We start from the raw sequence: 21,283 nt of genomic DNA, 5'->3' as shown, positions 1-21,283 counted from the left end.
ACTCTTCCTCGCGTTACTTCTATTTTAAAAGAAAAAAGACTGTAGGCAAACTCCATATTTATTAGAGTTTGTCTACAGTCTGGGCGGAGAGTTGTAAATAACTCTACGCCTTTTTATCCGTGAAATATACACGGTGAATTTATGTTTTGCACATAAAAAAACCACAATCCATGATGGATGTGGTTTTGTATTTTAATACGTATAGAAGCCTCTGCCTGTTTTTCTGCCTAGCTTGCCGGCTCTAACATATTTTCTTAAGAGTGGTGCAACTCGGTATTTGGTGTCTCCAGTTTCTTCAAATAATGTCTCTGCTACTGATAAAAGTGTGTCCAATCCGATAAGATCCGCTAGCGCTAGTGGACCAATTGGTTGGTTTGTTCCTAACACCATCCCTTTATCTATATCTTCAGCAGAAGCGATGCCTTCTCCTAGAACGAAGATAGCTTCATTGATCATTGGAACTAATATACGATTTACGACGAATAACGGAGCATCTAATATAGTAATGCTTTCTTTACCGCTGTCTTCTACTAGTTTTTTTACGGTATCATATGTTTCATCACTAGTTTCAGAGCCTTTTATGATTTCTACTAATTTCATGACTGGCACAGGATTAAAGAAATGCATCCCAATGACACGGTCAGGTCTCCCAGTTGCGGATCCTATTTCCGTAATACTTAAACCAGAGGTATTGGAAGCTAAAATGGTTTTTGGGTCACAAATTGCATCCAGTTCAGCAAAGACTCTTTTCTTAATATCACGATTTTCTAATATAGCCTCTATTACTATATCAAGTCCTGCTAGTTTGGTTTTATCAGTAGTGAACGTAATTCTGCTTAGTACCCGCCCAATCTCACTAAACTCTTTATTTTCCTTTTTATAAAGCCTCCATAAATTAGCATCGATTGTAGATGCCGCTGTTCTTAGTATCTCGTTATCAATATCACAAAGCGTGACCTCATGTCCCGCTGAAGCCATTACTTGTGCAATGCCATTTCCCATGGTACCTGCACCTAATACACCAATTTTCATCATGATAACCTCCTAAAAACTCTTAGATGTTCTTTGTAATCCTTATTCCCTCATTATTCTTTTTGACACATATCTAGCTTCAATTATCAGAATATTATCTAATAATAACATTATACTTCCTATTCCATTAGTTATCTAGAGAAACATGTAAATTATGGTTTAAAAGTAAAATTGATTGCTCCCGAGTATAAATAACTACTTAAATAATAGACGAACACTATCCATCAATAAAATCATATGTAAAACGTCTACCTCTAATAATCCAATTAAATAGCTCTAAAAAAGACTTCTACTTTAAAAAAAGTAAAAGTCCTATACTAAATTAATTTACATTCTCTATAATGACGGCAATTCCCTGGCCACCACCAATACAAAGACTTGCGACTCCATATTTTAACCCTCTTCTCTTAAGCTCATATGCTAAAGAAAGGAAGACACGAGTACCACTTGCCCCAACTGGGTGACCTAGTGCAATTGCTCCTCCATTGACATTTGTTTTGTCTCTATCTAATCCTAACTCCTTTTCTACCGCTAAATACTGAGAGGCAAAGGCTTCATTTACTTCTATTAAATCTATTTCCTCTAACGTCATTTCTGCACGAGCAAGTGCTTGTTTAATTGCGGGTACGGGACCAATCCCCATAATGGATGGATCAACGCCCGCTATCCCCCACGAGATAATCTTAGCTAAAGGCTTAAGCTCATGCTTCTCCACGGCCTCACCGCTTGCTATAATAACCGAAGCCGCTCCATCATTAATACCACTAGCATTACCCGCCGTCACGGTTCCATTTTGCATAAAGGAAGGCTTAAGGGATGCCAATTTTTCCTGATTAACTTCACCCTTAATATGCTCATCCTGATCCACCATTATAGTTCCCTTCCTAGAAGGAACCTCTACAGCTACTATTTCCTCTGCAAATCTGCCCGATTCCTGTGCATGAGCTGCTCGTTTTTGGCTAAGTAAGGCAAACTCGTCTTGCTCTGCTCGAGGTGAGCTATATTGCTCTGCTAGCTTCTCAGCAGTCATCCCCATGCCACTTCCTATATACTCATCCGTTAACGTGCTAAGCACCATATCCTCATACTTCATCGACCCCATCTTACTACCACCAAATCTAGCAGTAAAATTTGCATAGGGAGACATCGACATATTTTCAGCTCCACCAGCGAGAACAATGTTCGCTTCGCCTAACATGATCATTTGAGCTGCCGATACAATTGATTGACAGCCGGATCCACATAAGCGATTCACATTCATCGCTGGAACCTCTACTGGTATACCTGCCTTCAGTCCGATATGACGTGAAAGGAAAGCTGCGTTCGTGCTAGAATGAATGACGTTTCCATATATGACATGATCGATTTGATCCGGCCCGACTTCCGATCGTTTCATTGCTTCTCTTGCTGTTGCTGCACCTAAGTCATCTGCTTTCACATGGGCAAAGGATCCTCCAAAGCTCGTAAATGCCGTCCTTGCTCCATCAATTAAATATACTGTTTTCATCCACTATTCCTCCTAACTGTTTCGAAGAGAATTCTTTAAAACCTTTCCACTCGCATTTCTAGGAAGGCTTTCCATAAAGTCGACCTCTACTGGCATTTTAAATTTTGCCAAGCGTTTAGAACAAAATGCCAATATTTCTTCCTCCGTTATCTCATTTCCATCTTTTAAAACAACAAACGCCTTAGGCACTTCCCCATACACTGTGTGAGGGACTCCAACAACTGCCGCCTCTAGCAGCTCTGGAACTTGATAGAGAACTTCTTCCACCTCCACGGGATAAACATTCTCTCCGCCTCGGATAATCATATCCTTCTTTCGATCAACAATATAAAGCAGGCCATCTTCATCAAACCTACCTAAATCCCCGCTATATAACCAACCATTTTGGATTGCCCGATTCGTTTCCTCCTCGTTCTTTAAATAACCTTTCATCACCTGAGGACCCTTCACGACAATTTCTCCTACCTGACCATGTGGTAACGGATCTCCAAACTCATCAACCACTTGAACTTCTGTCTTCGGTAGTGCTTCTCCTACAGACCCGACCTTATCCAGTGCAAAATGGTCCTTTAAGGTTGTTGCTGCCGGAGAATTCTCTGTTTGCCCGTAGAGATTTTGAACCTTTACATTTGGGAATAAAGATTTCACCTTTCGAACGAGCTCATAAGGCATTGGAGCAGCACCATAAGTCAATAGCCTCAAACTTGGAAGCTCTATTTGTTTAATTTTTGATGTGTTCAGTAAAATACTGTACATCGCAGGTACTCCAAAAAATATAGTAATTTTCTCTTGCTCCATTGTAGTCAACGCCTGCTCCGGGGAAAATGCCTCCTCTATGACAATTGTCCCTCCCGCATAAATTACTGGAATGCTAAAGACATGACTCGCTGCGCAATGAAATAGCGGTGCAACTATCTGCATTCGATCCCTTTCATTCAGATCCATTGCTTCTCCCCATATTTGTGCGGTCGCATATACATTTTGAGCAGAAAGCATGACCCCTTTTGGCTTCCCAGTTGTGCCAGACGTATAAAAAATGACACTTGTCTGTTGTTCATTTATAGCGACTTCATTCATTACTAAGCTTGAATCTGCAAATATAGCCTCTAGTGTATTATCCCCACCAACCTGTATGGTGTGTAAAAATCCTTCAAATGTCTCCGGTATTTCATGCAATACAGGTTCCAATCGAACATCATAAACGAGTGTCTTCGCCTCCGAATGCTTGAATATATATTCAATTTCAGGTGCAGCAAGCTTTGTATTAACCGGCATAACTGTAAAACCACCGAGCTGACATGCATAATAACAGATTAAAAAGTAATCCGAGTTATTTAAATATAGGGCGATAACATCCTCTTGTTTATAGCCCTTTGCTTGAAAAAAGCCAGCAAGCCGTTTTGCTTTTTCATAAAATGCGGAATAAGTAATCTCTCTTCCATTGAATTGCGTAATAATGTGATTAGGTCGCTCTTTTACATGTGATGCCAATTGTTCAGTAATTAACATAATAACCAATCTCCTTTTTAATTGATTAAACTCACTTCATTACCTTCAATAAATAATCACTATAAATTTGTTGCAATTCTTCTAGAGATTTATCTCCAGCCTTCTTATACCATTGCTGAATCCAATTTAGAGCACCCAATAGCATCATTCGTACAATTTTAGGTTCATTAATATTGAAATCTTCACATTCTATACCAGCAAGAATTACTCGGTCGAACCAGCCCTCGTACTCATTTCTTTTCTTTAAGATGGGATGAAGGTGATCCGTTGAAAATGTTTCATCCGGCTTAATAATCATGTTAAAGGATTCCTTTTCCTTTACTGCATATTTCACATGAATAGCAATCATTTGGCGAAGCCTTACTTCGTTGGAAACGTTGGAATGAAAAGCCTCGCGAAGCTCGTCAATTGCCTGCTCAAGTACAAGCTCATGACATCGGAAGATCAAATCCTCCTTATTCCTAAAATAATAGTAGAGTGACCCCTTCGTCATTTGAAGCTCTGCTGCGATTTCTTCCATCGTCGCTCGCTGATGTCCCTTTTCATTCATGATCTTCACTGCAGAAAGTATAATTTCCTCTTTCTTTTTCCTAATTTTATTTGGTGAGATTGCCAAAAGGATTACCTCCTTGCGCATTTACAAATCTAGCTTTTTAGCAATAATCGTCTTCATAATCTCAGTGGTACCTGCGTAAATACTAGCTACGGGAATATCCCGATATCTTCTAGCAATCTCGTACTCTTCCATATACCCATATCCTCCATGCAAATGTAAGCATTCTGCAGCCACTCGCTTCGCCATTTCACTAATCCACCATTTGGCCATCGCCACTTCCTTCACTAAATCCTCTCCAGCGATGTGACGAGCAGTTAATGAGTTAATATAAGTTCTCCCGATATCAATTTCCGTTGCCATTTCAGCTATTTTAAACTGGGTATTTTGAAACTTACTGATAGACTGACCAAATGCTTTTCTATTCTTTATGTAATCTAGTGTGATTCGAAGCATTTCCTCCGCTTCTACCTGACATTGAATAGCTACAATTAGTCGTTCCTGCTGAAGGTTTTGCATTAAATAATAAAAACCTTTGCCTTCCTCCCCTAATAAATTGTCTACTGGGACTCGAACGTCCTCAAATATCAACTCACCAGTATCACCGCTATGAATACCGATTTTATCGAGCTTCTTCCCATGCTTGAATCCTTCCATGCCTTTTTCCACGACAAGCAAGCTGATGCCTCTATGCGCGGGCTGTGCGGAAGCGTCCGTCTTACAAACGATAATTGCAAAGTCAGCAATCGTCCCATTCGTTATAAACGTCTTTTCTCCATTTAAAATATAATAGTCACCATCGCGACGAGCTGTTGTTTTAATACCCGCCAAATCAGAGCCTGCACCCGGTTCCGTCATTCCAATAGCATTGATAAGCTCCCCAGTAACGCAACGTGGCAGCCACCTTTGCTTTTGTTCCTCTGTCCCAAGCTCCGCAATGTAAGGGCTTACAATATCCGAGTGAAGACACATACCACTTGCCAACCCTTGACCAACACGCTCGAGCTCCTCTGTTAGAACCATCGAGTAAGAAAAATCTAACCCTAAACCACCATAAGCCTCATCCACCCATGGACATAAAAAGCCATTCTCCCCCATCTTCAACCAAAACGAACGAGGAATCTCCCGCTTCGCCTCCCACTCCTCATAAAAAGGATATGCTTCCTTATCAAGCATTCTCCTTAAAGACTTCCGAAATAGCTCATGCTCCTCTGTCAAAAACGCAGCCTTCACCTACATCCCCTCCTTACTTAATTCAGAAAATTGTTACTATTAACAATTATACAATCCAAACAAACAAAATAAAACTAAAAATTGAACGCCGTTTAAATTTTTATAAATTACAGAAAGATTGCAGGTGCCTGGCACCTGCAATCTTTCTGTAATCAATTCTCTTACCTTAGTAACGATAAAAACACCCTAGCAACTTGCATGCTAGGGTGTCTGTGTATTATTTATTTCTGTTATCGTCGTCATTTGAAGGAAGATCATCATATGGATGTAAATCATTTGTTGACGGGATGTTATATCCAGTGCTCGGTGAATCTTCTTCATGAGCTGCATCCATAGGGTTTCCTGTAGGAGTATCTACACCATTTTGTGGTTCGAAGTCCCCGACTGGTTTAACCTCATCGATATGTGGCCCTTTTCCTCTTCTTAAACTTTTTTCTGCTTCTGAAGGATCACGGAAATTTTCTTTAAATGATTCTTTCATTCCCTTAGCTTCCGCTTTATATCTTTCCTTTGATACGTCTGCATCCTCAATACTTTTTTCCATTTTACTTAAATAACGAGCTGCGTGCTCACGTCCACCTAAACCAAACGCTAGACCGAACGCTAAAGCAACTCCACCTAAGATTAGGATAAATGCAGAGTTAATGATTGCTGCTGCAATACCTAACTGACTTAATGCCATGAAAAATGCAAAGGCTAAGATAGCGTACTTAGCAACGTAACGTAGAAAATGCGGAGTACCAGAGGAATGCTTCATAACGCTTCCTACTAATTTCTCTACTAAACTTGCTAACCAGAATCCTACTGCCAATATAACAACTGCCGCAAGGACATGTGGTAAATAAGCAAATATTGCTGTTCCAAGAGTAACCATAAACTCTAGTTCTAACACTTGTAGAGCTTCCACTACAAACAATAAAATAATAAACACTTGAACGATAGTACCAATTATTGCTGCAAAGGAAGGAGCGGATCCTCCAGTTGAAGCGAAGCCCATTTTACCAAATATCGAGTTGATGCCAAGGTTTTGTAGTAAAGTAACAACCACATCTTTAACCCACTTAGCAACAACAATACCTACAAGCACTAATACTATTGCTACGAAAATCTTAGGTAGCATTGCTAGAATATTATTTAACATTGCAATTGCTGGTTGTGAAATGCCTTGTAAATCTAAAATTTCCAATGCAGTAATGGAAACCGGAATAATGATTAATACAAATACAACGATTCCTACAATCTTAGAAAGACTCGTACCTTCGATAAAACTAGAAAGCTTCATCTTATCTGCAAGCTTATCTGCTCCTGCAGCCTGTAGAAACTTCTCTACTAATGTACGTACAAGCTTAGCTACAAACCAACCGATTGCAAACACGATTGCAGCTGACACTAGCTTAGGTATGAAATTAAAGAAGCTAGCAAGCATACCTTCCAAAGGTCCACTTAATCCATCAATTCCAAGCGCGTTTAGTACTGCCGGAATGAACAAAAGGAAGATTAAATAATATGCCACATTTGCAGCAGTATCTGTCCATTTAACTTGGTCTACCTTGGAAGGGTCTCCTCCGGTTTTCATAATGTATTTATTTAGACTAAATCTATTTCCAGTCATCTTAATAACTTTTTTAACAAGCGTAGCTAGAACCCATGCAAACAATAAGATGAGACCAGCTTTCAAAATGTTTAGCACACCACCTGTAATCCCTGAATACATAGAGACAAATGGAGATACTAAATTACCCATATTTAAAATAGAAAAGAACAGGATAAATGCAAAGATTAATACAATAAAGAAAACTACCTTACTAAGAATTTTCTCTACTGACCACTCACCCTTAATATTGCCAAGTCTTTCATTGACACGGTACTTCCTTAAAAGCTTAAAGGTAGCATTTTCTAGTAGCTTAGCTACAAAAAAACCTATTAATAAGACCAATAATGCTAATAAAAGCTCTGGTAAAAAGTGAAGGGTGTTCCTCCAATATAATTCATCAAACATTCCATGTCCTCCTTTGTTTTATAAATGTTCCCAACCTCCATCTACCCCTCCTACGATTCTTCTAAACTAAAGAATTTATCAAAAGGGGAATAATCAGCCTGACACATGCAAATCAAATATCCTATATACTTCCTATTTTTAGGTCCTTTGATTTATGAAATTTCACTTGCACTTTTACTAATGAAAGAAAAAATAGCTATTCTAATCATCATTAAGCTCGCGAAGATTCAATTTCGCTCGCTATGCGCTATTTTATTTGAGAAATTCCTTTGTACTTTTTTCTACCATCCTATTTTTGCATAAATAAAAACTGTAGTAGCTCTATGCCACCACAGCTCTATGAAAGAAGCTAAAGTTATAGTACGATTTACTTATTATTTATACTTTCTATCGCTTGCTTTACACTACCAAAGGTTTGGAAGGAACTAAAATCGATTCCTGCTTTGACGATAACCATGGAAAGATTAGGTCGGATGCCGGTGAACAACACATGAATGCCAAGCAGCTCTAATACATTATGAATGGTGAAAATATGCTGAGCAATTTCCTCATCAATTGTTAGAATACCTGAAAAATCAATGATTAAAAAATCAATGTCCATGTCAGGAATGGTAGGCAATACATAGGTCAACAAATGCTGTACTCTAATATAATCTATAGACCCAACAAGAGGAAGAACTGCTACTCCATGTTGAATTGGTACAATCGGAGCGCTCAAATCGTTGATTGCTCTTTGATGCTCTATAATCATTTGCTCCCTATGGTCCTCATAGACATGCATTTTATTAACCATCCACACATCAAACAAGTAACTAATTTGACTGTTGATGCTTACAATGCTTTCTGAAGTTACATGTAACGACAAACAAATTTCATTCAGATATTCTAAAAAAATGGTTCTACTTTTAACAGTAGTCGCGATATGGGCAGAAAAGCTTGAAAAGTTAGCGATTTCATCACTTCGTACTTCATTGATCCAATGAGCTAATTCCTCTTCAGCGATATTTTTAGGTTTATTAAGCGCTGCTCCTAAAATGGATATAAGTTCTTGATTTCTTTTTTTCGTAGTTATATATGGTTCAATATTTATATTTTCATCCATGCTTTGTGCTTCCGCAACAACACGTTTGGTTAGCTCTTCTCCAATTGTTTCTGCATTTTTTACAAGGTACTCACTCACAGTTAAAATTTCATTCATTTATTTACACACCTTTTAAGAAGATTTAGTGGCGATTGCTAATTCTGTTCGATTGATCTGATGATGAGATGCATTCCAAACAGCTTTCCCGTCTCCGACTAAAAAGACCTGTGGTGACTCATGCTTAACGCCCAAATCACTCTCCATTTCATTTGAAACCGTTCTGCTCTCCCTCACCTTAACTAAATACTTCTCTAATGGCGTGTCAAATGATTCAAATTCTCGAAAAGCCCTCGCACTAATTGGGCAAGTAGTACTGTGTTTTAAAACCAAAATCTTCTGGGCATCAGAAAGTTTTAATACATCTTTCCATTCATCAACACTCGTAATTTCCTTATAACTCGTCACAAAAATCACCCTACCCTTTCATCATTCTCCATACCCTATACGCTACCCATTAAACCACTATTACACATCAACATCATTATTACAGGTGTTCATTATTACAGGTGCCAGGCACCTGTAATAATGATAATGATAATAATCTATTGGTTCCATCCTAGCTATTAAAAGTAGTATTATCCCACTTTTAGGAAAATATTTGTTTAACGTATATTATATTTGGATATTAAAAGAGTAAGTACAAGAACATCAAGGAAGGAGCAACATGATGATAAATAAAAAAAGAGCGTTAATAATTACATCCATTCTTTCAACTACATTCTTATTAGGAGCTTGCAATGATAATAACGATGAGAATGATGAAAATGTATTGAAATCCGACGTAGTTGAGCCAAACCCAGTTGATGATTCTGCACAAGTTGTTACTAATCCTGAAACAGACTATGGCTTCCAGGAATTCACTTTAATTATCGATACTCCAGACAACGAAGATGCTGTCATTGTAGAGTATAAATTGGACTCATCTTCAGCAGTTTATAAAAATATGCACACGGCTGTAAACGCAGAAGGTGAAGGAGCAGCTGAAACACTTGATCCTATCTTTAAAGACCTAAATTTAACGAAAGAAATGAATACGGAGGATGTAGTAGAAGAGGTTTCAAAAGCATTTGAAGTAGAAGACTTCACTGCATTTAACCTAGACATCCAATATGATGATGGTGAAACAAAAAATTACGCAGTCAACTAAAGCACTAAAGGCCAAAGCGATTTAACTGATCGCCATGGCCTTTTTTATTTCCTCTGAAATGTTACAGGTGCCAGGCACCTGTAACATTTCATCCACACTTGTCCCACGTTATCGGTCTTCAAGTCTGGCGCAAAGTATTCCAAACACTGTGCCTAGTGCTGCTCCAGCTAGTACTTCTACTGGTTGGTGGCCTAGTAATTCCTTTAGTTCCTCTTCTCTTTTTACAACCTCAAAGCTAGGGAAATTACCAGATAGAGCTACAACGTTTTTTTCTAAATCGTTCACTAGCTGAGCGATTTCTCCAGTATGGCGTCTAATACCTTGTGCATCGTACATAACAATTGCTCCAAACACAACTGCTAATGCTGTTTCCGTGTGGCGTGTGCCTCTGTTTGCTGCTACATATGAAGCTAGAGCTGCTACACCTGCTGAATGAGAGCTTGGCATCCCACCAGTTGTAAACGCTTGTTTCAAATCCCATTCCCCAGTTATTTTTTTATGGGTAAACACCTTTAATCCTTGAGCCAATCCAATTGCTGATAACGCCGTTATAATTCCTTTATTCATCTTCGCCATCTTCTGCCTCCATTGTTCTATGTATTTTGTCCAATTAAATATACCTTATTAAAATACCCAATAACTAGCATAATAACCTTACTTTCTTTAAGTAACTAACACTTCTTCCATTAACGAAGCTTCCCTATTCTAATAAAATCACGCCTTTACAAATAATAAAAAATCTCTTTAAGACCACGTGGCCCTAAAGAGATTCTTTCATCCAAATTATACTATAGTTCCTCTTCCTCTACTGCGTCAGGTGCATCCGGTGCCGCGAAAACCACTTGCAAGCCTACCTCTAAGCGTTGGGCTGGAGTGCTGTTAGACACTTCAATTGGCAGCTTAAAGAACTGGCTAGTTAACGAAACGGTTCCAGGCTTTTTGTAGCTAGTGAACTGGAATGGACGCACATCCCATGTAATCGCTACTGTATGCACTTCCCCATCCGAATCAATAATAGTTGTTTGCTTCGGCAATTGAGCTAGGAAATCATCATACGTAATATCTGCAGGAACGGTTAAAGTCTCTAATGGACTAATGGTTTCGAGAGTTACCTCAGACGATACAACAATTTTCACATATGCAGTTTTCCCTTTCGTAATCACCAATGGATTAGTATCTGCGTTGTAAATTGTTTCTTTATAGGCTTCCCCAAGCTCAATATGACTTACACTCATCGAATCCGATGTATCAAAATGAATAGTATAAGAACCTTCAGGAATATCCTTCATTTGATACACATGTTTTTGATTACTCGGTGTAGTGCCTACTTGATACACTTTATTTGTCTTTTTGTTTTTCAAGCTAAAATTACTAATGTTTGTAAAATCAATTTTATTCATAGAGGATGTACTATCTTTGTATAAGCTAATATGCGAGTTGCTTTTTTCTGGCTCTGGAAATATGACTTGAATAGTCATTTCCAGACGTTGTGCTGGCGTACTATTAGATACCTCTAAAGGTAAATTAAAGAATTCACTAGATAAAGTTCTAGTTCCTGGCTTCGTGTAATTTTCAAACTGGAATGGGCGCACATCCCATTTCAATGGAACGGTGTGCTCCTGTCCTCTTGAATCTACAATTTTACCTTGCTTTGGTAGTGCAGCTACAAAATCATCATAAGAAATATCGTAAGGTACTGTTAAGTTTTCCAACGGTTTAATTTCCTGTAAAGTGATTTCCGACTTTAAAATGATTTTCACATAGGTTGTTTTATCCTTCGTAATGACTAGAGGATTACTAGCAGGATCATAAATCGTTTCCTTATATGAATCCCCAAGTTGAATGCTATGGACTTGGAACACATCTGGTGCGTTAAACTCAATCGTATAAGTTCCTGTCGGAAGATCCTTCATCTGATACACATTCTTTTGGTTGTTCGGTGTAGTTCCTACGTTATAAACTTTGTTCGTTTCTTTATTTTTTAAAGCAAAATTCGAAATGGTCGTAAAGTCAATCTTAGATGAGGTACTGTCCTTGAATAAGCTAATTTGTGAAAGTCCTTTGTCCAAATTGACTTTAGCTTTAACCGTAAGCTCTATAGAATGCTCTACCTTTGTTCCGTCTGTTCTTGTAAGTAGCATTACCACTGTCCCTGACTTATCCGCTTGCCCAATTTCAGGCTGTACAATTTTCCCATCTACAACCATTCCTTCAGGTGTAGACAATAAAGTCACCGTATAATCCTCGCCAATTAAAGCAGAAATTTTATTAACTAAAATATCTCCTTCAACTAGTTCTCCAATTGCTGACGGTGTAATTTTTGCAGCCTCTTGTTCAGCAGCTTTTAAATCAGCTGCTTCTTTCGTCAGCTTAGCCGAATTAGTAACCAATGCCTTCTGCTTGTCCGTTAGTTTATTATATTCAGTTAGTGCAACGGTAACTGCTTGTTTATACTGTTTTGCACTAGACTCTTTATTAATTTGATCGATTAGCTCTACAACTTTTGCAGCAATTTTCTTATCTTCCTTAGCTGCTTTTAATGCGATTAAAGCATTCTCTGCATCCACTAATCTAGTTATATCTACTAGCTTCTTCTGTTTTGCTGTTAGCTTTTCATAAGTGGCACGAACCACCTTGATCACTTTTTCATCACTTTCCTTCACCTTTGAAGCGGGCGGCACTACATAAAGCATCGCCATAAATAATTTAGCGACAGTTTGATCAATGATTGAACTTAAAAAAGGAGATTTAATAGAAGTCTTTTTCGCATTTTCTATTTGGATCTGAGCCTTTTCAACCGTTTCAAGTGGAGATGCATAAGCTGCCCCCACAAACGAATTCGAAAGAAGTGATATTACTAATACGATTGCCACAACTAATTTTTTCATAAGCTTCCGATTCCCCCTATTTTTATATAAATCTTTTTAAAATATTTTGCTGCTAAACCATTTCATTCAGTCGCAATATTTTCCAAAGATATACATATTATTTTCAATTCTATCTATCAGTCTATTTAATTTCAAGAAAATTTAGTTTATTGAATATCAGTTTATGATTCTATAGTCCTTCTATTTTATTTGCTAATTCTACAAGAAATAACAAATTATTATTTTATAAGTCATATTTTTAATTTTTTATTTTTTAAAATAGTTAACATTATTTGTATTTCTTAAATTTTATTCCATAAAAAGGGTTAATAAGATTCGAACGTCCTCATACTGATATCAGTTAACTAAAGAAAGGAAGCTGGTCTTATGGACACAAAAATTAAAAGTAAAGCTACAGAACAAAATAGATGGCATTACACAGCCATACTTCTTTTATTGTTAGCTATTTGTGATAGCTTTATCACCCATTTTGGTTTAAGCAACGGATATATAGAAGAAGCCAATCCACTGATGCGTTATATGTATGAAACGAGTATCCTTGGTTTTTTTTCGATTAAAATTATCTTACCGATTTTATTCATATTGATAATTACAAAATTAAAGCCAAATGCCTTTTTACAGTTACTTATAGCGGGAGCACTATTCCTATATGCCTTCGTCTTGTTCAAGCATATTTATTGGATATATGTACTCTTCATTGCATAAAAAAATCCAGCAACTACCTAGCTGCTGGATTTAACTTATAGCGAGTTTTCTCTTCCCTTTCCCATTTTTGTAACAAAGGAAAAGGATCATATGCCCATTCCGTGCGACCATTGTATTTGTACATTCCATAATGAAGATGTGGAGCAAACTTACCAGCAGTCCCTTTTTTTCCATATCCAGAGCTGCCTACGTAACCAATGACTGTACCAGGTTCAACAATTTTTCCTTCCTCAATTCCTTTAGCAAACCCTGAAAGATGAGCATAATAATGATACGTATTGTTCACATCTCTAATACCAATTCGCCAGCCACCGTAGTCATTCCAGCCCTTGGTTTCCACTATACCGTATGTTGCCGATTTTACTGGAACACCGCTATAGGCAAAAAGATCAGTGCCCTCATGCATTCGTCGTCCACCCCAGCCGCGCTTATCTCCCCAAGTACTGCGATAACTATAATTGTGGCTGATGGCAAGCACAAACGCCCGCTTATCCAGATTTAATACCTCATAGGTCTTATAAATCTTTGCATTCGTCAATATTTGTTTCACCGTTAGATCTTTGTCATAATATCGCTTTAAAGCCTTTTCAAAATCCTTCTCTGAATGAACTTGGGGGCTTAAATATTGGACAAGCGTGAACATGACATCCTCATCATTTTGGCGATCCGCAATTCCATCATTATCGCCATCTCTTCCTTGACCTTCAAAATAAGAAATGGTTGTCAGATTAGTGTCGTCTCCAAGCGGATTAAGCGGCCCTACCCAAAAATCATCCGTAAATTGTACGGCAACAACACCATCTCGCTCAGGCAGATCTTTCCTTACCTCCTGTATATTCCGCTCATATTGGTCCACTGCAGCCAAGTAATACCATGGTAATGTATCCGTGGAGTACTTTATATAGTATTCCATCCGCTTATCTAAAATTTGCTCGCGCGTGAGCTCTTCGGCAGCCGAAGCCTCGGAGGCAAAAAATAGACATAGAAAGCCGACAGACATTATTTTAATAAGCAAGCGCATGAATGTTTTACCTCCTTTTTAATTCTTTCATTAGTTTTCCCAAACGAATCAAAATCATGAATGAGAATTAAGCTTTTGAGCAAAATAAAAACGACCGCCTATTGAAAAGACAGTCGTTTACTTGAATTTTTACATGCTTCAATAAATCCTTTAAATATTGCCTCGGATGAATCATCTCCGGTTGTGACTAAGCACTCTGGATGCCATTGAATACCAATAACAAAGGAATGATGTTGACTTTCAAATGCTTCAATAATTCCGTCGCTTGCAATACCCGAAATTTGATAGCCCTGTGGAATTTTGCGCACCGCCTGATGATGAAAGCTATTTACTTTAATGCGGTCCTTTCCAATAATGTGCTTTAACACTGTTCCTTCTCCGAGCTGCACAAAATGAGAAGCATGAGTACGTGGAGCTTTTTGATCATGCTGAAGTAAGGTTGTATCGATTTGACCATAAATATCCTGATACATATCTCCACCGGCTGCAATACTCATAATCTGAGCACCTCGGCATAGACCTAAAATTGGTTTATTTTGCTCCAGCATTTTTTTAATAAGCTCAACTTCAAATTCATCTCGTTCTGGGACAATACTTCCGAGACTTCTATGTGGTTCTTCGCCGAAAAGTGTCGGGTCAATATCTCCTCCACCTGTTAAAAGTAACCCATCTATTAAGTTAGCAATAGAATTTATCAATTCAATCTCCATATTCGGCAATACGATTGGAACACCTCCAAATCTTGTTACCGCATGAATGTTATCTGTAGGGACGGAAAGTACAAGCTCCGTTAAATTAGAAGAAACACCTATAATTGGTTTCATAGAAACCTCCTTAACATTTTCCTGTATTATACAATTAATTTTGAATTTAGTAAATAATATGAAATTTGAATTTTATTGGATTGCTCGCATATTTAAGAAGTTTTGGTAAGCGAACCCCTTCACCTCATCCTCTGAAAAGCTTTTTAATAGCTCATTGATCAAGACTGGAAAATCGGAGGAATTATGAAGGCCATTTGTGTAAAAGTCCATTCCATCAAAATCAGACCCAAGCCCAATTTGCTTTACGCCGCCTAAAGAACACAGATGATCTATATGCTTAATAAGCTCTGGAATTTCAGCAGTCTGGTTCCCGTTAATAAAAGGAGGATAAAAAACTACATGGATATGCCCACCACGTGCAAACATCGCTTTAACTTGGTCATCATTCAAATTTCTTGGGTGCTCACATATCGCTGCAGCATTGGAATGCGAAGCAAAAGGATACTCCGCAAGATTCATCACATCCCAAAATCCTTTCTCACTTAAATGAGAGACATCCGTCAAAACACCATACTCATTATTTAAAAGCACTACCTCCTTACCAAAAAGCGTAAGCCCTCCACCTCTCGGCTCACCTGCTCCATCTGCACATAAATTAGCATTATTCCATGTGAGCCCTATTGATAGCACACCTAACCTGTAAAGCTGACGAAGCTTCATCAGATCATTTCCAAATGCATCAGCACCCTCTAATGCCAAAACTGCCCCAATTTCTCCATCTTTTAAATTCTTTAAATCCTCCCATTTCTTTATATGCTTCATTCTCGGATTTTTTCCCAACACCTCTGTATAAAACAAATCTATTTGCTCCAAGGCATATAACCATTTCTGGTCATCTGGCACATTCGGAAAAATAAAAACTGCAAAAAACTGCACAAGGACATCCCCCTCTATCAACCGCACCATATTCGTTTCTAACTCCGGTGCATCAACAAAGCTTAATGGATTTACCTTGTATATTCTTCCTTGCTTAGCTAGCTGTAGCTTCAAAAGCGCATCACAATGCGTATCTACTATTTTCAATTAATTTTCACTCCTTCTTATCGTCATCACGTTGGTCTGTTTCTAATTGGAAAGATAAACTTTGCTAGTATTCGGCGCCAATTTAGCTAATCGGTCGGTTTTGTGCCATAATCGGTCGGTCGCCCTGAATTATCGGTCGGTTCTTCCACATAATCGGTCGGTCACCCCGAATTATCAGTCGGTTCTTCCACATAATCGGTCGGTCACCCCCGAATAATGGGCTGCTATGCACTACACCTGATCCGAGCTTTTTAATATTTGACGGGAGCTATAGAAAATACCATTTATGTTTCCGTCTGCTCCACTTAGAAACTCAATTAGATTTTCTTGATCCTCTAAAGTTCCGATAAACAAATTACCTTCTACACATTTTAAGGGATTGGGACCACTTGCCGTTAGAATGGCTAGGCATCCATCCACTATATCCACTCTTACCTTCATACCCTCTCCAGAAATAAAGGTTCCTTTATATTTGGAGAGCTTCTCTACTGGCACATCGTGTGTTTGAAAATGCATATGCTTGGTAGCCGGCTCCCGACCCTCTATGCCATTAAGTGCTCCAAGGAACAGCTTGTCGGATGGAACATCTGCTAGACTGCTTAGTAGCACTCCAGAAATTCCTTTCTCAGGTAATATTCCCATAAACGAAGAAACTCCCTTCAAGCCCCCACCATGGTTAATAAAGGTAGTCCCAAAGTAATTGGGAATGATTCGTAGACCGTACCCGTAAAAGCGTCCCTTTTCGAACTCTACATGTGGATAGACCATCTGCTGTACACTTTCTGGTTGTAGAATTCTATTCTCTCCAGCCATTCCTTCATTTAAAAACATAGCCAGATACTTCAGAATGTCATTTATAGTGGATTTTAAATAACCTGCTGCTCTCATGGAAGGTGCATCCCACCAAAGCGGAGCCTCATATACGTCCACCCCCTCTGCAGAGTAGCGTGACATATAAAGTGTAGTCGCATTTTCTTTCTTCTTTAATTCCTCCAAATCAAAAAAGCTATTATTCATTTGGATTGGCTTTAAAATATGATCCATTACGTACTCTTCATAGGATTGACCACTCACTCGATCAATAATTATTCCTAGAATTCCGTAGCAGTCATTGGAATAGCTGAACTCCTCCCCTGGTTCACCAAGCAGGTCGAAGTCTTGTTTTGCAATGTAATGAAGCAACTCCTCATACGTGTCAATAGCAGGTTCTGGATTATTCACTAGGTCTAGACCATAATCCTTTGCGGATGGATCCTGATCGATACTACGCTTCCTTGCATAGACATGAGTTGCAATTGGCGGAAGACCTGATGTATGAGTCATCAAATGATGTATTGTAATTCTCTTGGATTTTTCTTCGTCGTGCGTTCGAAAATCTGGTAAATACTTAACCACCTCGTCATGGACAGACAGTTTACCAAGCTCCTGAAGCTGCATAATGGCTACACACGTAAAGGACTTCGTCATGGAGGCTATGCCGAAAATCGTGTCTGCATCGATGGGAAGCTGTTTTTCCACATTTCGATACCCGAAGGCTTTTTCATAAATTCGTTCATTGTTTTGATTAAAAGCAATACCTACCCCAGGGATTTTGTGTTCTTTTATGAGATCCTTTGCATATTGCTCGAATTGCCCCATCATCTCTATTTTATTTACCATTTCTTATCCCCCTTTATTATTATGAAAATATTTTAGCATAATTGAACTGTCAAAAGTCGTAATTATTTGAAAATAAAAATAATTAAATTTTTCTGTAGTAATATTCAATAAAGGAGTTAAACAAGGAAGCAAGAACTTGTTGAAAGAGCATGCCAAGCACAACAGGAATAGCAACAGCTGCTGGAAAATAGGCCGTAGCTAGAACTACTCCCGCACTTATGTTGCGCATCCCTCCAGTAAAGACCATTGCAATTACTGTTTCCTTCCCCTGTTTCAACAATCTCCCCGCTGAAAAAGAAAGAACATAACCTAGAAAAGCGATAATGATTACAACAATTCCAAGCCCTACTAAAGCAAACCCTCTTTCCAATAAAAACGGAGCAACTACTGCCCCATTTAGCATTACTACTATTCCCATGCCCACCTTAGAAAACGGAGAAAGCCTAGCACTTAAAATATCGACTACCTTGCCCTTCGTTACCTGATTTAAAATCATTCCTACAATGGAAGGAATAACAATCGTCCAAAGAAGTCCGATCATCATACCGAGTGCATCAATCTCTACTGTTTCACCTACTAGAAGATGAAGTGTTAAAGGAACAATTACGGGTGAAAGAAGCGCTCCTAATAAAATAATCGTAAGTGCCAGCACATTATTTCCTTTTGCCACTGCAACCCATACAAAGCTAGTAATCCCTGTAGGTATAGACATTGCAAGTACTAGCCCTGTAATCGTCAGCATTTCTCCTGGAAACACGAGATGACCGATTCCAAGCGACAGCAAGGGCATAATAATATGCAAAATGGTGAACGTCACGAAGATTGGAAGTGGATGTAAAACAGCATCCTTGAAGGAAGCGAAATTTGAATTTAGGCTACCTGCAAAGGTCATAAATGCAAAAATCCATGGTATTAGCCATGCAAAGTCAACAATATAATCGGATACTAATACCCCGATTACTACACTGACTGGAATAAAATAAGCCATCGTTTTTTCCAAAAATTTATTTATGCTGAGCATCATGGTCTATCAGTCTCCAATCCTAACTGTCACTAAAGAATAACCTTATGTATTTCCTCATATATTGATATATCGGATAATATAGGAGGGCTTATATGGGATATTATGTAAAGGTTGAAAAAGGTGTGAATATATACATAGAGGATATAAACCCATCAGCCGACAAGACGATTTTATTTATTCATGGCTGGCCCGCTAACCACCAAATGTTTGAGTATCAATTCAACCAGTTGCCCGCACTTGGCTACCGCTGTATAGGTCTTGACTTGCGTGGCTTTGGAAAATCCTCTAACCCCTGGGAAAGCTACTCCTACAACAGAATGGCTGACGATATCCGAGTTATTATAGACACGCTACAGCTGGAGAACATTACGCTTTTAGGTCACTCGATGGGTGGGGCAGTTGCCATCCGATATATGTCTCGTTACAAAGGTCATCAGGTCGATAAGCTGGCCTTAGCTGGTGCTGCTGCTCCAATGTTTACGATGCAGCCCGATTTTCCTTATGGCACCCCTATAACTGTAGTAAACGAATTAATAAGCGATACGTATAATGACCGACCAAAAATGGTGCAGGATTTCGGCAATCTGTTCTATCACCGTCACCTGAGCGAAAGTTTTCAGCACTGGTTCCAAAATCTTTGTCTTACTGCGTCTGGCCATGCAACTGCGCAATGCTTAGAAACACTGCGTGATGAAGACCTCCGAAGTGATCTTACCCGCATTCATACTCCTACACTTATCCTACACGGCAAATGGGATTTAATCTGTCCCTATGAACTAGGAGAGCTGATGTACGTGCAAATTCAAAATTCTATGTTAGTCCCTTTTGAATATAGTGGGCATGGTTTGTTTTATGAAGAAAAAGAAAAGTTTAATGAAGAGCTTGCTAGATTTATAGGCTAGAACAAAAAAGGAGGAAGAAACATGCAATGTCCAAATTGCAATCATGATCAAGTATCAGGAAATTATTGCTCGGATTGTGGAAACTATTTACTGAGGCATCAAAGAGAGATTATTAAGGAAGCTGCTATTGCAACAGAGGCGCCCATTGCAGTAAAAGACCACCTGGCAACTTTGAAAAACCACACAAAGCAGTATTCCAATTATTTTATGCGCCAGCTTAAAAGTCCCTCGTTAACATATAGCAAAGGAGAAAGCGAATTCCCGAATGCTACTGTAAGTATTCTTCTATTTACAGCTCTTTTCTCCTTCTCGATTTATCTTTTTGCAGTTAACCAGTACTGGAGCAATCCACCCAGCTTTTTATCAACATTTATGGAAGTTTTCTTCGTCACGTTTGTTTTAACATTAATCGCAATCCTATCCATCTTTTTTATAAACACTATTTTTGGACCACAGCACTCTTTTAAAAGCATTATTAGCTTCTATGCAGGACAGCTACCAATTGTTATCATTGGCACTGCTCTTTCCGTGATCCTTATGTCTTTAAAATCTTTCGCCTTCGGGAACGGAATGCTAACCGTGTGTTTGTTATTAGCTGTTTTCTTCATCCCGCTTTATGTCATCAGTGCTATACTTACGAGCAAACAAGAAAACTTCGAGCCATTATATGGCTTCCTCTTATACATCGTTCTATACTTTGCACTCTTACTCATGATTACAATGATGATCGGCAACCTAACGATTAACAGTTATGTACAAAATCTAACCTATTTGTTTAAGTGAATATAAAATCGTGGACCGTCATGTTGATGACGGTTCTTTTTTTGTGCTATTCCAGGTTTGCTAGTTTCCGCAAGGTTCTTGTTAATCTCTGCAAGGTTTTGATTCGTTTCCGCAAGGTTCTTCCGCGTCTCTGCAAGGTTTTCCTCCGTTTCCGCAAGGTTTTCACTCGTCTCCGCAAGGTTCTGCTTCTTCTTTTGCCAGGTTCTCCTCCATCTCTGCAAAATTCTATGAAACAAGAAAAGCGCAAGCGCCTGTCACTGCCCCGACAGGCAAATGGGGAAAAGCGAGGAGGCAGTTCCTCAGCCACCGCAAACGCTTTTGTTTGCGACGAGC

At 38.7% G+C, this 21,283-nt stretch carries 20 protein-coding genes; 5 read left to right on the top strand and 15 right to left on the bottom strand.

All coding sequences use genetic code 11. The annotated features are described in order from the left end of the window. Nucleotides 1-192 precede the first annotated feature (192 nt). From Q0371_RS09045 to ytxJ, 8 genes are all read right to left on the bottom strand, one after another. The gene (locus tag Q0371_RS09045; RefSeq protein WP_251552694.1) at nucleotides 193-1,035 is read right to left on the bottom strand and encodes a 3-hydroxybutyryl-CoA dehydrogenase; all 843 of its coding nucleotides are present in this window, start codon (nucleotides 1,033-1,035) and stop codon (nucleotides 193-195) included. 319 nt (nucleotides 1,036-1,354) lie between these two features. Next, nucleotides 1,355-2,539 (bottom strand): acetyl-CoA C-acetyltransferase, encoded by a 1,185-nt coding sequence (locus Q0371_RS09040; protein WP_298470470.1) that lies wholly within the window; start codon nucleotides 2,537-2,539, stop codon nucleotides 1,355-1,357. 12 nt (nucleotides 2,540-2,551) lie between these two features. Next, entirely contained in the window at nucleotides 2,552-4,048 is a 1,497-nt protein-coding gene (locus Q0371_RS09035) for a long-chain fatty acid--CoA ligase (protein ID WP_298470468.1), read from the bottom strand. Nucleotides 4,049-4,079: 31 nt separating this feature from the next. Beyond that, nucleotides 4,080-4,664: a TetR/AcrR family transcriptional regulator gene (locus tag Q0371_RS09030; RefSeq protein WP_298470466.1), complete on the bottom strand. Its 585-nt coding sequence runs from the start codon at nucleotides 4,662-4,664 to the stop codon at nucleotides 4,080-4,082. Between the two features lie 21 nt (nucleotides 4,665-4,685). Beyond that, nucleotides 4,686-5,834: an acyl-CoA dehydrogenase family protein gene (locus tag Q0371_RS09025; RefSeq protein ID WP_298470464.1), complete on the bottom strand. Its 1,149-nt coding sequence runs from the start codon at nucleotides 5,832-5,834 to the stop codon at nucleotides 4,686-4,688. Between the two features lie 217 nt (nucleotides 5,835-6,051). After that, entirely contained in the window at nucleotides 6,052-7,833 is a 1,782-nt protein-coding gene (locus tag Q0371_RS09020) for a mechanosensitive ion channel (protein ID WP_298470462.1), read from the bottom strand. Between the two features lie 367 nt (nucleotides 7,834-8,200). After that, nucleotides 8,201-9,031, bottom strand: a complete 831-nt coding sequence (locus Q0371_RS09015) for an STAS domain-containing protein (protein ID WP_298470460.1) — start codon at nucleotides 9,029-9,031, stop codon at nucleotides 8,201-8,203. Nucleotides 9,032-9,046: 15 nt separating this feature from the next. Further along, complete coding sequence (ytxJ, locus tag Q0371_RS09010) at nucleotides 9,047-9,379, bottom strand: bacillithiol system redox-active protein YtxJ (RefSeq protein ID WP_298470458.1); 333 nt, start codon at nucleotides 9,377-9,379, stop codon at nucleotides 9,047-9,049. Between the two features lie 259 nt (nucleotides 9,380-9,638). On the opposite strand from ytxJ, the gene Q0371_RS09005 reads away from it, so the two are divergent. Continuing rightward, complete coding sequence (locus Q0371_RS09005; protein ID WP_169358728.1) at nucleotides 9,639-10,121, top strand: YusW family protein; 483 nt, start codon at nucleotides 9,639-9,641, stop codon at nucleotides 10,119-10,121. A 108-nt stretch (nucleotides 10,122-10,229) separates the two neighbouring features. Here the strand turns inward: Q0371_RS09005 and Q0371_RS09000 are convergent, their stop codons facing one another. Both Q0371_RS09000 and Q0371_RS08995 read right to left on the bottom strand, forming a co-directional pair. Then, complete coding sequence (locus Q0371_RS09000) at nucleotides 10,230-10,697, bottom strand: divergent PAP2 family protein (RefSeq protein WP_298470456.1); 468 nt, start codon at nucleotides 10,695-10,697, stop codon at nucleotides 10,230-10,232. A 212-nt stretch (nucleotides 10,698-10,909) separates the two neighbouring features. After that, the gene (locus Q0371_RS08995) at nucleotides 10,910-13,009 is read right to left on the bottom strand and encodes a hypothetical protein (protein WP_298470454.1); all 2,100 of its coding nucleotides are present in this window, start codon (nucleotides 13,007-13,009) and stop codon (nucleotides 10,910-10,912) included. Nucleotides 13,010-13,375: 366 nt separating this feature from the next. On the opposite strand from Q0371_RS08995, the gene Q0371_RS08990 reads away from it, so the two are divergent. Continuing rightward, the gene (locus Q0371_RS08990; protein ID WP_169358725.1) at nucleotides 13,376-13,714 is read left to right on the top strand and encodes a DUF5658 family protein; all 339 of its coding nucleotides are present in this window, start codon (nucleotides 13,376-13,378) and stop codon (nucleotides 13,712-13,714) included. 13 nt (nucleotides 13,715-13,727) lie between these two features. Here the strand turns inward: Q0371_RS08990 and Q0371_RS08985 are convergent, their stop codons facing one another. From Q0371_RS08985 to Q0371_RS08965, 5 genes are all read right to left on the bottom strand, one after another. Next, complete coding sequence (locus tag Q0371_RS08985) at nucleotides 13,728-14,735, bottom strand: M23 family metallopeptidase (protein ID WP_169358724.1); 1,008 nt, start codon at nucleotides 14,733-14,735, stop codon at nucleotides 13,728-13,730. A gap of 98 nt (nucleotides 14,736-14,833) precedes the next feature. After that, on the bottom strand, nucleotides 14,834-15,559 hold the full coding sequence (locus Q0371_RS08980; RefSeq protein WP_298470450.1) for a gamma-glutamyl-gamma-aminobutyrate hydrolase family protein: 726 nt from the start codon (nucleotides 15,557-15,559) through the stop codon (nucleotides 14,834-14,836). A gap of 72 nt (nucleotides 15,560-15,631) precedes the next feature. After that, nucleotides 15,632-16,582, bottom strand: coding sequence for a dipeptidase (locus Q0371_RS08975; RefSeq protein WP_298470448.1), 951 nt, complete (start codon nucleotides 16,580-16,582; stop codon nucleotides 15,632-15,634). A gap of 231 nt (nucleotides 16,583-16,813) precedes the next feature. Beyond that, nucleotides 16,814-18,241, bottom strand: a complete 1,428-nt coding sequence (locus tag Q0371_RS08970) for a serine hydrolase domain-containing protein (protein ID WP_298470446.1) — start codon at nucleotides 18,239-18,241, stop codon at nucleotides 16,814-16,816. Nucleotides 18,242-18,323: 82 nt separating this feature from the next. Next, complete coding sequence (locus Q0371_RS08965) at nucleotides 18,324-19,265, bottom strand: bile acid:sodium symporter family protein (RefSeq protein ID WP_298470444.1); 942 nt, start codon at nucleotides 19,263-19,265, stop codon at nucleotides 18,324-18,326. Between the two features lie 92 nt (nucleotides 19,266-19,357). Between Q0371_RS08965 and Q0371_RS08960 the strand changes: the two genes are divergently transcribed. The 3 genes from Q0371_RS08960 to Q0371_RS08950 all read left to right on the top strand — a co-directional run. Then, the gene (locus Q0371_RS08960; RefSeq protein WP_298470442.1) at nucleotides 19,358-20,167 is read left to right on the top strand and encodes an alpha/beta hydrolase; all 810 of its coding nucleotides are present in this window, start codon (nucleotides 19,358-19,360) and stop codon (nucleotides 20,165-20,167) included. Nucleotides 20,168-20,188: 21 nt separating this feature from the next. Continuing rightward, nucleotides 20,189-20,950, top strand: a complete 762-nt coding sequence (locus tag Q0371_RS08955) for a hypothetical protein (protein WP_298470440.1) — start codon at nucleotides 20,189-20,191, stop codon at nucleotides 20,948-20,950. A 20-nt stretch (nucleotides 20,951-20,970) separates the two neighbouring features. Further along, nucleotides 20,971-21,283 (top strand): hypothetical protein (locus Q0371_RS08950; protein ID WP_298470438.1); only part of this gene is annotated, 313 nt, incomplete at its 3' end.

The organism is uncultured Psychrobacillus sp., from assembly GCF_938022135.1.
GTDB lineage: Bacteria > Bacillota > Bacilli > Bacillales_A > Planococcaceae > Psychrobacillus.
This window is presented reverse-complemented; position numbering and strand designations above follow the sequence as displayed.